This is a genomic window from Streptococcus sp. HMSC057G03 (assembly GCF_001808745.1).
GTDB lineage: Bacteria > Bacillota > Bacilli > Lactobacillales > Streptococcaceae > Streptococcus > Streptococcus parasanguinis_Z.
Genome location: NZ_KV794429.1, coordinates 1 through 13,818 on the forward strand (window position 1 = coordinate 1; position 13,818 = coordinate 13,818).

General features: G+C 42.8%; 11 protein-coding genes. All 11 read left to right on the forward strand.

Going from position 1 to position 13,818, the window contains the following annotated elements:
- Positions 1-42 precede the first annotated feature (42 nt).
- Positions 43-774: a hypothetical protein gene (locus HMPREF2686_RS07130; protein ID WP_053092072.1), complete on the forward strand. Its 732-nt coding sequence runs from the start codon at positions 43-45 to the stop codon at positions 772-774.
- 130 nt (positions 775-904) lie between these two features.
- The gene (locus HMPREF2686_RS07135) at positions 905-1,342 is read left to right on the forward strand and encodes a hypothetical protein (RefSeq protein ID WP_049507838.1); all 438 of its coding nucleotides are present in this window, start codon (positions 905-907) and stop codon (positions 1,340-1,342) included.
- A 223-nt stretch (positions 1,343-1,565) separates the two neighbouring features.
- The gene (locus tag HMPREF2686_RS07140; RefSeq protein ID WP_003001888.1) at positions 1,566-1,940 is read left to right on the forward strand and encodes a DUF1149 family protein; all 375 of its coding nucleotides are present in this window, start codon (positions 1,566-1,568) and stop codon (positions 1,938-1,940) included.
- Positions 1,941-1,943: 3 nt separating this feature from the next.
- The gene (locus HMPREF2686_RS07145; protein WP_070449946.1) at positions 1,944-2,792 is read left to right on the forward strand and encodes a DegV family protein; all 849 of its coding nucleotides are present in this window, start codon (positions 1,944-1,946) and stop codon (positions 2,790-2,792) included.
- A gap of 10 nt (positions 2,793-2,802) precedes the next feature.
- Positions 2,803-3,570 (forward strand): 4-hydroxy-tetrahydrodipicolinate reductase, encoded by a 768-nt coding sequence (dapB, locus tag HMPREF2686_RS07150; RefSeq protein WP_045759494.1) that lies wholly within the window; start codon positions 2,803-2,805, stop codon positions 3,568-3,570.
- Positions 3,567-4,778 carry a CCA tRNA nucleotidyltransferase gene (locus tag HMPREF2686_RS07155; RefSeq protein WP_070449949.1) on the forward strand — a complete coding sequence of 404 codons (1,212 nt, stop codon included), beginning with the start codon at positions 3,567-3,569 and terminating at the stop codon, positions 4,776-4,778. Before dapB ends, HMPREF2686_RS07155 begins: the two co-directional genes overlap by 4 nt.
- Positions 4,775-6,643 carry an ABC-F family ATP-binding cassette domain-containing protein gene (locus HMPREF2686_RS07160; protein ID WP_070449952.1) on the forward strand — a complete coding sequence of 623 codons (1,869 nt, stop codon included), beginning with the start codon at positions 4,775-4,777 and terminating at the stop codon, positions 6,641-6,643. The genes HMPREF2686_RS07155 and HMPREF2686_RS07160 overlap by 4 nt, the downstream gene beginning before the upstream one ends.
- Positions 6,644-6,652: 9 nt before the next feature.
- Entirely contained in the window at positions 6,653-7,171 is a 519-nt protein-coding gene (locus tag HMPREF2686_RS07165) for a hypothetical protein (RefSeq protein ID WP_049474512.1), read from the forward strand.
- A gap of 86 nt (positions 7,172-7,257) precedes the next feature.
- Positions 7,258-8,217: an ROK family glucokinase gene (locus HMPREF2686_RS07170; RefSeq protein WP_070449955.1), complete on the forward strand. Its 960-nt coding sequence runs from the start codon at positions 7,258-7,260 to the stop codon at positions 8,215-8,217.
- Between the two features lie 89 nt (positions 8,218-8,306).
- On the forward strand, positions 8,307-9,146 hold the full coding sequence (locus HMPREF2686_RS07175) for a thymidylate synthase (protein WP_070449958.1): 840 nt from the start codon (positions 8,307-8,309) through the stop codon (positions 9,144-9,146).
- A 203-nt stretch (positions 9,147-9,349) separates the two neighbouring features.
- On the forward strand, positions 9,350-13,818 hold a 4,469-nt coding region (locus HMPREF2686_RS10705; protein ID WP_261673679.1), incomplete at its 3' end, for a CshA/CshB family fibrillar adhesin-related protein.

Genomic DNA, 13,818 nt, shown 5'->3' on the forward strand with positions numbered 1-13,818 from the left:
ATTTTTCTGTCTAACTTTTAGGGTGCAGTTCATATACCAACAATGTCTTTTCCAAAAGATGATTCTGAAGGTTATTTCAAACTTTCAATCTATAAAATACAAAATCACACCTTAAAAAAAGAAGATCTAGACCTTTATCGTTTTGTAAAAAAATATAATAAGACTTATAAGCCAGCAGAAATTGAAGCGATTGTAGAAAAAGATGGGAAAAATTATCTACCTATCAAATCTTATCTAACTACTGAAGAAAAAACTATTAGTAAATATCTTTGGCTAAATCTAGAGACAAAGCAAATTGAGTGGGAAGATACGAAAATGCAACGAAATAATCGTCAAGATATTTTTGTAGATTTAGGTAAATTAAGAGATAGAATTTCAGAAACTACGGATAATCTTAGTACGACAACTGGGGTTGATAGCATAAATCAAAATATGCTATCCTTTAAAATAAATGTATTAAATAACAGTGTACTGGAGTCAAAAGATCCAAAAGCCTATCAATTATTAAGTAAAAAGGACTCTCAGTTTTATATTCTGATTGATTCCAAACTAGACTATGATACTGTTTACGGAAATGTCCAAAAGTTTATTGAGCTGTACCAACTCTTCGTTCCCGCTAATACGAATCTCTATGAAGGGATCACGATTCCATCAGAATTGAGTACCGATGGACAAGTCCATCAAGTGAATACCAAAGAAGAGTTTGAGAGATATTACGATGTGGACAAAGATAATGAGCTGAAAAAGCAACGTAGAGTTTTGGTAGAGCAGTAGTAGTTTAAAGAAAAGTCGTTCTTTCCTGACTTTTTCTTTTCCGACATAAATATCATCTAGTCATGTTGTTGCAATCTATTCATATTTCAATGCAATTATTATACCTTTTCCTTATCAAGGAGGATGAAGCATGAAAAAAGGTAAACTGGCAATTCTTTTAGCCATCGCTTCTGTATTAGCAGGAGGTGTGATCCTTACGAATCAAAAGAATAATATATCTACAAATGGCGCCCAACCAAACAAGCAACTCAGCACGAAAGAAAAGCAACTGGCTTATTTAAAGGAACATAAAAAAGAAATGGCTGATTTTGTAAAATCGTTGAGTCCTAAAGTTGAGAGTGTTCAGTTTGATTGGGAGAGTATGGAAGTTGGTCAGGTAGGCAATGGAACACCTCAAGGCGGTGGCTATATGTTAACACTGCGAGGAAAGGTGAATCAGAATGAACAAACGAAATTTATGGTTGGCTTTTCTTTAGATAATGCTACCAGCACACCAAAGGAATTTGGAATTTATGAGATGCAACCCATAAGAATTTATAGGGATGGCGGTTGGTATTATTATGACTGATCGTCAATCAAAAGTCTTTATCTTGTTTTTAGATCGTTACAAAATAATAATAAGCCAAACAAGCGAAGAATTAAGCAGAATTCGTTATCCTCTGTCTAAAGAATGGTAAAACTTCCCTGGCCTTTTCTTCTTGTACTAGCGAAAAAATCACCTCGTTCGGCGTTGGTATCTTGAACTGAATTATGATATAATAAGCCTATCGCATATTTTTAGGAGAATAAAAATGGATATTCAACGTGAAAAAGAATTTGTCAGCCAATACCACTATGATGCTCGTAATTTTGAGTGGGAAAAAGAAAATGGCATCCCTGAAACAAAAGTAGATGTAAACTTTCAATTGATCAATCGTGATCAAGAACAAAACACGACTTCTTTGATTGTCATCTTGAGCTACATGATCGTTTTTGACGGTTTTGTGATCAGCGGAACCATCACTCAAATCAACCACTTGTTTGGTCGTTATGTCAATGAACCAAGTGAATTCAGCAAAGACGAAGTGGAAGAATTGGCTCGCCCTTGCTTGAATATGCTCAACCGTTTGACTTACGAAGTCACAGAAATTGCCCTTGATTTACCGGGTATTAATTTGGAGTTTTAATCAATGAAATTAGCAGTGATCACGGATTCGTCTGCCTATTTACCGCAAGACGTGCTCCATCACGACGACTTATTTATTTTAGAGATCCCGATCTATATCGATGGGGAGTCTTATGTTGAAGGGAAGAACCTGACACACGATGAGTTCTATCAAAAGATGGCTGCGTCTAAGGAATTGCCAAAGACTAGCCAGCCGAGTGTGGCAGAGTTAGAAGAAGTCTTATCTGGTTTGACAGCTAAGGGCTATACGCATGCTATCGGTCTTTTCTTATCATCTGGTATTTCTGGTTTCTACCAAAATATCCAATATTTGAAGGACGAATTTGAAGGCTTGACCGTCGAATTTCCGGACTCAAAAATTACCAGTGCTCCTCTAGGAATGATGACAGAAGACTGCTTGAAATGGGCTGGTGAAGGCCGTTCCTTTGATGAGATTGTGGCCAATGTCCAACACCAGATCGATGGTACCTCTGCCTATATCATGGTGGATGATTTGAACCACTTGGTTAAAGGTGGCCGTCTGTCAAATGGGGCTGCTATTCTTGGGAATCTCTTGAGCATCAAGCCTATTCTTCATTTTAATGATGAAGGCGTAATTGAGGTCTTTGAGAAAGTCCGGACGGAAAAGAAAGCCATGAAACGCTTGGTAGAGATTGTTGTATCAGATATCGCAGATGGTCATTACCAAGTCTTTGTCATCCATGCCAATGTCCCTGAAAAAGCAGAAGCACTTCGCCAACTACTCATGGAAGAAGGAGTGGAAGGAGACATTCCTTTTGCTACTTTTGGAGGGGTTATTGGGACGCACTTAGGTGACCATAGCTTAGCAGTTGGGTATATCCCTATCGTTTAAGGAGAATTCTATGTCAATTAAAGTCATTATCGCAGGTTTCAAGGGTAGAATGGGACAAGCAGCCTACAAGATGGTTTCTGAAGATCCTGAGTTAGAATTAGCTGGCTTGATCGATCCATTTACTGATGAGACAGAAGTTGCAGGAGTTCCTGTCTTTAACCGCAAAGAAGATGTTGTGGGTCTAGAGGCAGATGTTTGGGTCGACTTTACCATGCCCAAGGTCGCTTACGAGAATACTCGCTTTGCAATTGAGAATGGCTTTGCGCCTGTTGTGGGAACGACTGGATTCACTCCTGAGCAGATCCAAGAATTGACAGACCTTTCACGTGAAAAGGGCTTGGGTGGCTTGATCGCGCCGAACTTTGCCATTGGAGCCGTGCTCTTGATGCAATTTGCAGCGCAAGCAGCCAAGTATTTCCCGAATGTGGAAATTATCGAATTGCACCACGATAAGAAAAAAGATGCACCGAGTGGAACAGCAATTAAGACAGCTGAGTTGATCTCTGAGAAGCGCGAGAAGATCCAGCAAGGTGCAGCAGATGAAGAAGAGTTGATGCCTGGAGCAAGAGGGGCAGAGTTTGAAGGGATGCGCATCCATTCGGTTCGATTGCCTGGCCTAGTCGCTCACCAAGAGGTGATTTTTGGTAGCCAAGGCGAAGGGTTGACTCTCCGTCATGATTCCTATGATCGTGTTTCCTTCATGACAGGAGTAAATCTAGGAATTAAAGAAGTTGTCAAGCGTCATGAGCTTGTCTATGGTTTGGAACACTTACTATGAGATTAGAAAAGATGCCTTCTGAGTTTCAGGAGGCTTTACCAATATTAGAGAAGATTAAAGCAGCTGGTTTTGAGGCCTATTTTGTCGGGGGATCTGTTCGAGATGCCCTCTTGGATCGTCCCATTCACGATGTCGATATCGCTTCCTCCTCATACCCAGAAGAGACCAAGGCGATTTTTGATCGCACAGTAGATGTCGGTATCGAACATGGGACCGTCTTGGTCCTTGAAAATGGTCAAGAATATGAAATTACGACCTTCCGGACGGAGGATATCTATGTCGATTATCGCCGTCCAAGCTCCGTCTCTTTTGTGCGCTCGCTGGAAGAAGACCTCAAGCGTCGTGATTTTACGGTTAATGCCTTTGCCTTAAATGAAAAAGGAGAAATTGTTGACCTCTTTCATGGACTAGAAGATTTGGAAAACAAGGTCCTTCGGGCCGTTGGACTTCCTCATGAACGGTTTAACGAAGATGCGCTCCGGATCATGCGAGGCTTTCGTTTTCAAGCCAGTCTCGGCTTTGAATTAGAAGAGGCAACCTTTGATGCCATGAAGGAGTGTGCTCCCTTACTAGAGAAGATTTCCGTAGAGCGCACCTTCATCGAGTTTGATAAACTCTTGCTTTCTCCATACTGGAGACAAGGCTTGGAGGCTATGCTAGCAAGTGGAGCCTATCACTATCTGCCAGAGATGAAGGATCGCAAAGAAGCGATCGAGCGTTTGTTTGACATAGAGTTGGAATATACCTTTTCAACTTCTGAGCAAGCCTGGGCTGCTTTGGTCTTAGCACTAGAGATTCAAGATATTCCAAAATTCTTTAAGAAATGGAAGACTTCTAGAGACTTTGCCAAGACGGTGGAGCAGATCGTGGAGATCCTTAAGCTCCGAGAAAAAGGCAGTCTAGACAAGCGTGCATGTTACAAGTATGAGAAGCGTTTGTTGCTTGTGGCTGAAGAGCTCCGTGAAGCGTATGCCTTGAGTGTGGATTATTTGGCCATCGAGCGTGTTTATGATAGCTTGACCATTCATGATAAGCATGAAGTGGTGGTCAATGGCGGTATGCTGATCAAAGAATATGGTTTTCAACCAGGTCCAGCCTTGGGAGAGATTTTGACAAAAATTGAATATGCCATTGTCGATGGGGAACTGGCCAATGAAAAAGAGGCCATCATGGCCTATATCCAGCAAGCAAAAGAGGAGGAAAAATGAGCGATTTTATTGTCGATAAATTAACCAAATCTGTCGGAGATAAGACCGTCTTTCGTGAGATTTCCTTTATCATTCACGACTTGGATCGGATCGGATTGATCGGGGTCAATGGGACTGGGAAGACCACTCTGTTAGATGTATTGTCAGGTCGCTCTGGCTTTGATGGAGATGTGAGTCCTTTTTCTGCCAAGAGTGATTATACGATTGGCTACTTGACGCAGGAACCAGACTTTGATGATCAAAAGACGGTTCTGGATACAGTGTTATCTAGTGATTTGCGCGAAATGCAGCTGATTCGCGACTATGAGTTCTTGATGGCGGATTACCGAGAAGAGAACCAAGCCCGTCTTGAAAAGGTCATGGCGGAGATGGATTCGCTTAATGCTTGGGAAATCGAGAGTCAGGTCAAGACAGTCCTTTCCAAACTTGGAATTGAAGACTTGAACGCCAAAGTTGGGGACCTATCTGGGGGCTTGCGTCGTCGGGTGCAACTGGCCCAAGTTTTGCTGTCTCACCATGACCTGCTCTTACTAGATGAGCCGACCAACCACCTGGACATTGATACTATCGAGTGGTTGACTAATTTCTTGAAGAACTCTAAGAAAACCGTGCTCTTCATTACCCACGATCGCTATTTCTTGGATAATATCTCGACGCGGATCTTTGAGTTGGATCGAGCTAGCTTGATCGAGTATCAGGGCAACTACCAGGATTATGTCCGCTTAAAGGCTGAGCAAGACGAGCGTGATGCAGCCCTTCTTCATAAGAAGCAGCAACTCTATAAGCAGGAGTTGACCTGGATGCGGCGTCAACCTCAGGCGCGTGCGACCAAGCAACAGGCACGCATCAATCGGTTCCATGATCTCAAGCAAGACTTGTCTGGTCAAAGCAGCCAGACAGATTTGGAGATGAACTTTGAGACCAGCCGAATCGGAAAGAAAGTTATCGAGTTTAAAGATGTGAGTTTTGCTTTTGAAAACAAGCCGATTTTACAGGACTTTAACCTCTTGGTGCAAAATAAGGACCGCATCGGGATTGTCGGGGATAATGGCGTCGGAAAATCGACTCTACTCAATCTGATCGCCGAGCGACTCCAGCCTCAGTCAGGGCAAGTCATCATCGGAGAAACCGTGAGGGTGGCTTATTTCTCACAACAAATCGATGGTTTGGATGAGAGCAAGCGCGTGATTAATTTCCTCCAGGAAGTTGCTGAGGAAGTGAAGACGACCGTTGGGACGACATCAATTGCAGATCTCTTGGAGCAATTTCTCTTCCCACGTTCCATGCACGGAACCTTGATCGAAAAACTCTCCGGTGGTGAGAAGAAGCGGCTCTTTCTCTTAAAACTCTTGATTGAAAAACCAAATGTGCTTCTCCTCGATGAGCCGACCAATGACTTGGATATCGCTACCCTGACAGTTTTGGAAAACTTCCTTCAAAACTTTGGAGGTCCCGTTATTACCGTTAGCCACGACCGCTATTTCCTAGACAAGGTTGCAAGTAAGATCCTGGCTTTTGAAAACGGGGGTATTCGGGAGTTCTTTGGCAATTATACCGATTACCTGGATGAAAAAGCCTTTGAAGCAGCTCAAGTAACGGCCAGTCACAAGGTTGAAAAAGAGAAACCTGTCAAGCCAAAAGAAGAGAAGAAACGCATGAGCTACATGGAAAAGCAAGAGTGGGCAAGCATTGAAGCAGATATCGAAGCGATTGAAAATCGGATCGCAGAGATTGAAGTGGAAATGAATGAAAACGGCTCTGACTTTGGCAAATTGTCAGCCCTTCAAAAAGAACTGGATCAGGAAAATGAGCGATTGCTTGAGAAGTACGATCGCTATGAATACCTGAGCGAATTAGATGAATAAGGAGGCCCTATGAATCAATTGAACCGGATATCCCTTGGGATTTCAGCCACTATTTTTACCATTATCGGTATCGTCTTGTTTATCAATCCGATTGAGCACATCGGCTCGTTTAGCTGGTTGATTTCTTGTGGCTTCTTTTTAATCTCCCTTTCGCGTTTTTCACGCTATTACCGATTGCGTCAGGCTGGTATCATTCAGCAGCAACAGCTCTTTCACAGTATGGTCGCCTTGGTTTTTGCGGTCTACTTACTGCTCTATGGTTACAAGACTTTGCCGATTGTCTTTCCAGTCACTTTAGGAATTTGGCTCATCTACCGTTCGATTTTGAACTTCCGAAAAGCCAATTTCTACTCGAGGAAGGTTGAGGAACTGTCCAAGCGTTATATTTTCTTTGCCTTGCTACAGCTCTTCATAGGTTTATTCTTAATCGTTAGCCCACTCTCGATAAGTGTCTTTCTTTTAAATATTATTGGCTTGATTTTCCTCATTTTAGGATTGCAATCCTTTAGTCTCTTGTTAAAAAGTTAAGAAAAGTTACGTGCAAACCTTTGCGTTTGATAAAAAGTCTGATATAATAGAACTGTAAGTGTTTACAAGTTTGAAAGGAGTTACAGATGTCTAAAAAAATTATTGGGATTGACCTTGGAGGAACTTCAATTAAGTTTGCCATCCTGACATTGGATGGGGAAGTTCAAGAAAAATGGTCTATTAAAACAAATATCTTGGATGAAGGTAGCCATATCGTAGATGATATGATCGAATCCATCGCGCATCGTTTGAAGATGCTTGAGCTTGATGCTTCTGAGTTCCAAGGAATTGGAATGGGTTCACCTGGTGTCGTTGACCGTGAAAAAGGTACAGTTATCGGTGCCTACAACTTGAACTGGAAGACCCTTCAACCAGTCAAAGAAAAGATCGAAAGTGCCCTTCATATTCCATTCTTTATCGATAATGATGCCAACGTTGCTGCTTTGGGTGAACGTTGGAAAGGGGCTGGTGAAAACCAACCAGATGTTGTCTTCATGACACTTGGTACTGGTGTCGGCGGTGGGATCGTCGCTGAAGGTCGTCTCTTGCACGGTGTGCGTGGAGCTGCTGGGGAACTTGGTCACATCACAGTTGACTTTGATGATCCAATCCAATGTACCTGTGGTAAAAAAGGCTGTCTTGAAACGGTTGCCTCAGCAACTGGGATCGTTAACTTGACTCGTCGTTACGCCGATGAGTACGAAGGAGACGCTCAATTGAAAGTCTTGATCGACAATGGAGAAGAAGTAACAGCTAAAACGGTCTTTGACCTAGCAAAAGAAGGCGACGCTCTTGCTTTGATCGTCTACAAGAACTTCTCACGTTACCTTGGACTTGCTGCAGCCAACATCGGTTCAACCTTGAACCCATCTAAGATCGTTATCGGTGGTGGGGTTTCTGCTGCTGGAGACTTCCTCTTGGATGGTGTGCGCAAAGTCTTTGAAGAAAACTCATTCCCACAAGTGCGTGAATCTACTCAATTGGCACTTGCTACTTTGGGAAATGACGCAGGTGTGATCGGTGCTGCATCCCTTGTATTACAATAAGATGAAATGGAGATCTGGTTCGTGCTAGGATCTCCTTTTTTCTGTATCCTGTGATATAATGAAGACAAAACTGGATTCAAGGAGAGTATATGACAAAAGCAGATACAATTTTTAAAGAAAACATTCGAAAAATCATGGAAGAAGGAGTCTGGTCAGAGCAGGCGCGTCCCAAGTACAAGGATGGTAGAACGGCCAACTCCAAGTATATCACGGGAGCCTTTATGGAATTCGACCTCGCAAAAGGCGAGTTTCCTATCACCACCCTTCGTCCTATCGCGATTAAATCAGCTATCAAAGAAATGCTCTGGATCTACCAGGATCAATCGAATAGCTTAGACCTTTTAGAAGACAAGTACAATGTCCACTACTGGAATGACTGGGAAGTGGGAGATAGCCGGACAATCGGTCAGCGATATGGAGCTGTCGTCAAAAAGCATGACATTACGAATAAGATCCTCAAGCAATTAGAAGCCAATCCTTGGAATCGCCGCAATATTATTTCCCTCTGGGATTATGATGCCTTTGAGGAGACCGACGGACTCTTGCCCTGTGCTTTTCAGACCATGTTTGACGTACGGCGCGTGGATGGGGAGATCTATCTAGATGCAACCTTGACCCAGCGTTCGAATGATATGTTGGTGGCTCACCATATCAATGCCATGCAATATGTTGCTCTTCAGATGATGATTGCCAAGCACTTTGGCTGGAAGGTTGGGAAGTTCTTTTACTTCATTAATAACCTTCATATCTATGACAACCAATTTGAACAAGCAGAAGAGTTGCTACGTCGCGAGCCCTCAGATTGCCAACCGCGCTTGGTCTTGAATGTGCCAGATGGGACCAATTTCTTTAATATCAAACCAGAAGATTTTGAACTGGTCGATTATGATCCAGTGAAGCCACAATTGAAGTTTGATCTTGCGATTTAGTGATAAATCAAGGTTTTTTGATGCCCTGATCTATGGGTGAAATCCTTTCAGAATTAAAACAATTTTAGCTAAAAATTTTTACTCATTTTTGAGTCAAAACATTTTGAAAATCGTTCGGGTTTTGTTAAAATAGATAAGGTTTGGAAAAACTAAACAATTTTAAAAAGAATGTTAATTTATAGATAAATATGGAGGTCCATTAGATGGGGAAAGACTTATTTAACGATCGTATTAGCAGATTCTCAATTCGTAAATTGAATGTGGGTGTTTGCTCAGTACTTTTGGGAACACTTGTCATGGTTGGGACAGCCGCAAGTGCAGCCGCAGAAGAAAAGAAAGATACAACAAATGAAAGTGTAGCGGCGGTTGCAACAGCGTCAGAAGCGCCCGCAACTTCAACAGCTACAGCAACTTCAGCAACATCAACAGCTGCAACGACATCTACTTATGATGCAAACGCAGCAATCACTGCACCAGAGACTTCAACTGCTGCAGTAACATCAACAGCACCTGCTTCAACTAGTGAAGCAAGTAGCACAAGCACAGCAGCTTCAGCAACATCAACTGCTGCAGCTACTTCTGAAACACCAAGCTTGGAAGCTACTACAACAGTAAACAAGGCAGGAGAAGCAGCTTCAACAACTGCAGATAAGAAGGAAGAACTTGCGTCAGGTGTCCAAGCACCAGCAACTGAAACTCCTGCTGTGACGGCAGAAACATCTGGTGGTAAACGCCGTAATCGCCGTGCATTGGGTGATGCCAATGATCCAAACTTGATTGGGGATGACGTTGAAGACGCAACTTCAACTCCAAAAGTTGAAAAACCGGGCTTTACAACAGATCTTGATGCCAAATCTATGACTAGCCAGATTACATGGTTGGACTTTGGAGATGTAGCCAACTGGACAGGTGCAAAAACAGTCATCGTTCCTAAAAATGACGCTTTTCCTAATAAAGATTTAGAAGAAAAATTAGCTCTTCAAGTTGGCGCTACCTATACCAAGGAAATCATGCCTGGCTATGTGGTCACTGTAAAAGTTAAATCTTTGAAACCATTCCAAGCTACTGAAATCTATAAAAAACGGATGGAAGAGCAAGGGGCTACAGAAGCTGAAAAAGCAACCTATGATCCAAATGCAAAAAATGGATATGTAAAGGGTGTTACTTCAACAGGGGCTAAAAAAGCTTTTAATGATGGCGAAGAAGCCGACGTTGTCGCTGATGCTCAAAATAATTGGACTGAAGTTAGACATGAAAACGTTGATACGAAAGCCAAGAAGACTACCATGGGTTCAGCTATGAATGGTGGAAATATTGGAGTTCAGTTTGAAATCTCTGCAACCTTCCGTGGCAAGACAGTTAAGCCAGCTATTGTTATGGCTGATGGGGAATCTGCTAACCCTGGTGAATTTGTTATGTTCACTACCAATGGAGGAGGTTGGCAACACCTTGGGGAATGGAAGAAAAATACTAGACCAGCCACCTCTGTACCTTATCAACCACAAGATACAGATAACCTTTTGGGGCCTAAACCTAAATATAATAACATTAACCTAAGACAACTTCGTGATTCTACTCAAGTTGGACCAGAAAAGAAACCAGTAGCTTGGAAATATTTCGGAAATCCTGACCAAGTAACTGGTGGTCTTGGGACTGGTGTCTTTGGACCAAACATTTCTGAAGGTAATTATACTGTTCCACTCGTGATGACACGTGGTGCCTCTGAAGTGGGACTTTATATCGCTTCAGCTGGTAAACAGTCTGCTATGCTAGGATTCTTCCCACTTGATGAAGGGGATGCTCCTGAGTCATATGGTAAGGCAGTTCATACCATTGCAACCGTAGACGGTGTTACTGGAGCTAAAGTAAATCAACCGTATCTTGGTAACGTGAGTCCTGATATGGATGAGAATACGACTCTTGACTGGTTCGGTGATGATAAGGCAACTACGGCCGATGAAGGAATTAACCAATTGCTTCCGGATGAACTCAAAGGGACAACCAATGAGATGATCAAGATGGACCGTACACGCCCAGGTAACTACAAAATGTCAGTTCAAGCCCATTTGGATGGAGCTTCAGAAGCTTACATCTACGGTTGGGTTGACTTTAACCAAAACGGCACCTTTGACGAAGATGAGCGCTCTGAACTTACAAAAGTGACCCAGGATGGTACAGTTGAGTTGACCTTCGCAAAAAGCAAGACTTATATCGACCCTAGCGTCAACGAACTTGGTGCTCGTGTCCGTATTGCCAAGAAAGCTACTGAGATTGAAAACCCAACTGGTATGGCCTTCTCAGGGGAAGTAGAAGACTTCAAAACTCAAATTACCCACCCACCAAAAGGGGAATTCAAGGAAACTTCTGGTCCTCAAGCTACTAAACAAACAGCAACTGTAACCTTTACAGCACGTGGAGAGCACAAGTATGAACCTAACTCTCATGCAGTCATCGACGAGACAGTAGAACCATACATCGTTGACAAAGATGGCAACCGTGCAACACTTGATGCAGATGGTTACTATGTTGTACCAGGTCAAGGGAAATACAAAATCACTGCCAACGGTAAGGACGTAGACGTTGAATTTATCCCTGAAGATAACTTCCTAGGAACAGCTGATGGTATTTCTATCCGTCGTTCAGATAACAACGGTTACGATACTGGTTGGTCAACCAAATTCCCAGACCAAGAACCAAACATTAATGGTCAGTTGAATACCATGGATGGTCAGTATGTTCCAACAGTCACTCCGATTGAAATCGAAGGGGTTGACAAGACATCGACTGATGTGCAAGGAGCGACTCAAACAGGAACACCAACCTTTAATACAACTGCTACTAACGCAAAAGGTGACAAGATTGCAGTCACTCCAAGTGCAGAATATCCTGCTAAGTTGGTAGACCCAGCAACTGGTCGTACTACTGATGAGACGTCTGTAACAGTGGCTGGAGAAGGAACATACACGATCAATCCTTCAACAGGTGAAGTAACCTTCACTCCAGAACCAAGCTTTACTGGTACAGCCAAAGGTGTGGATGTTACATTGTCAGCGCCAGTTGGACGCAATAAAAATGGTAAGGTTCAAGAGGAGTACATTAAGACTGCAACAGCTAAGTACACTCCAACTGTCACACCAATCACAGTGACTCCTACAGACAAGGTTTCTGCGGATGTTCAAAACGTTCCTCAAACCCAAACACCAACCTTTGATTTGAGTAATGATAAGACTGCTGAAATCACAAGCAAGAAATTGGTGGATCCCGCAACTGGTCAACCAACTGATGAAACAACTGTGACAGTAGCAGGTGAAGGTAGCTATACTATCGACCCAACGACTGGAGCAGTAACATTTACGCCAGAAAAAGACTTTGTTGGTACTGCAAAAGGAGTAACTGTTCAGGCAACTGCTACCATTACAAATGCTAATGGCAAGACTGCAACCATTACTTCTGATGCGACTTACACACCAACTGTTGTGCCTGCAGTTCCAACTGCAAACCCAGCAACTTCTAAAGATGTGCAAGGTGCAACACAAACAGGGACACCAACCTTTGCAGGAACGACTGTCCAAGTAAATGGTGAAGATAAAGCTATTACGATTAAAGACAATAGCTATACACTCTTGGATAATGACGGGAACGAAGTTTCAAGCACACCAGCTTACGCTGAAGATGGTACAACACCAATCGGTACCTTCACTATTGACCCAGCAACTGGTCAAGTAACCTTCACACCAACTGATAAATCTTATACAGGTAAAGTAACTCCAGCTAAAGTTCAAGCCGAAAGTTCAAACGGTATCAAAGTTGATACAACTTACACACCTGAAATCGTTCCAGTAACCCCAACTGCAACTCCAGCAGAAACAACAGACATTCAAGGTGCAACTCAAACAGGTAAACCTGAATTCAAGGGTGGAACCGTAACGGTTGATGGCGTTGAGAAAACTGTTGAAATCAACGAAGCTGTTCCAGCAAAATTCGACGACGGCTCAACAACTAAGACTGTTGAAGGTATTGGTACATACACAGTAGCAGCAGATGGAACTGTGACATTTGTTCCTGAGAAATCATTTGTCGGAACTGCACCAGCAGTAACCGTTGTTCGTGAAGATAAGAACGGAACGAAAGCTTCTGCGACCTACACACCAACAGTATTACCTGTAACCCCAACTGCAACTCCAGCAGAAACAACAGACATTCAAGGTGCAACTCAAAAAGGTAAACCTGAATTCAAGGGTGGAACTGTGACTGTTGATGGCGTTGAGAAGACTGTTGAAATCAACGAAGATGTTCCAGCAACATTTGACGATGGCTCAACAACTAAGACAGTAGAAGGCGTTGGTACTTACACAGTAGCAGCAGACGGTACAGTTACATTTGTTCCTGAGAAATCATTCACAGGTAAAGCACCAGCCGTAACTGTTGTTCGTGAAGATAAGAATGGAACTAAAGCTTCTGCAACGTATACACCAACTGTAACTCCAGTAACACCTACTGCGAAACCAGTTGAAACAACTGATATTCAAGGTGCTACACAAACAGGTAAGCCTGTATTTACTGAAGGCGATAGCCGCGTGCCAATGAACGATGATGTTCCAGCCACATTTGACAATGGCTCAACTACGAAGACTGTTGACGGCGTTGGTACTTACACAGTAGCAGCAGACGG

Excerpts from the sequence above, each read along its gene's own strand:
- HMPREF2686_RS07170 (WP_070449955.1), top strand. The coding sequence starts at position 7,258 with ATGTCTAAAAAAATTATTGGGATTGACCTTGGAGGAACTTCAATTAAG.
- HMPREF2686_RS07145 (WP_070449946.1), top strand. The coding sequence starts at position 1,944 with ATGAAATTAGCAGTGATCACGGATTCGTCTGCCTATTTACCGCAAGAC.
- dapB (WP_045759494.1), top strand. The coding sequence starts at position 2,803 with ATGTCAATTAAAGTCATTATCGCAGGTTTCAAGGGTAGAATGGGACAA.
- HMPREF2686_RS07140 (WP_003001888.1), top strand. The coding sequence starts at position 1,566 with ATGGATATTCAACGTGAAAAAGAATTTGTCAGCCAATACCACTATGAT.
- HMPREF2686_RS07155 (WP_070449949.1), top strand. The coding sequence starts at position 3,567 with ATGAGATTAGAAAAGATGCCTTCTGAGTTTCAGGAGGCTTTACCAATA.
- HMPREF2686_RS07160 (WP_070449952.1), top strand. The coding sequence starts at position 4,775 with ATGAGCGATTTTATTGTCGATAAATTAACCAAATCTGTCGGAGATAAG.
- HMPREF2686_RS07135 (WP_049507838.1), top strand. The coding sequence starts at position 905 with ATGAAAAAAGGTAAACTGGCAATTCTTTTAGCCATCGCTTCTGTATTA.
- HMPREF2686_RS07130 (WP_053092072.1), top strand. The coding sequence starts at position 43 with ATGTCTTTTCCAAAAGATGATTCTGAAGGTTATTTCAAACTTTCAATC.
- HMPREF2686_RS07175 (WP_070449958.1), top strand. The coding sequence starts at position 8,307 with ATGACAAAAGCAGATACAATTTTTAAAGAAAACATTCGAAAAATCATG.
- HMPREF2686_RS07165 (WP_049474512.1), top strand. The coding sequence starts at position 6,653 with ATGAATCAATTGAACCGGATATCCCTTGGGATTTCAGCCACTATTTTT.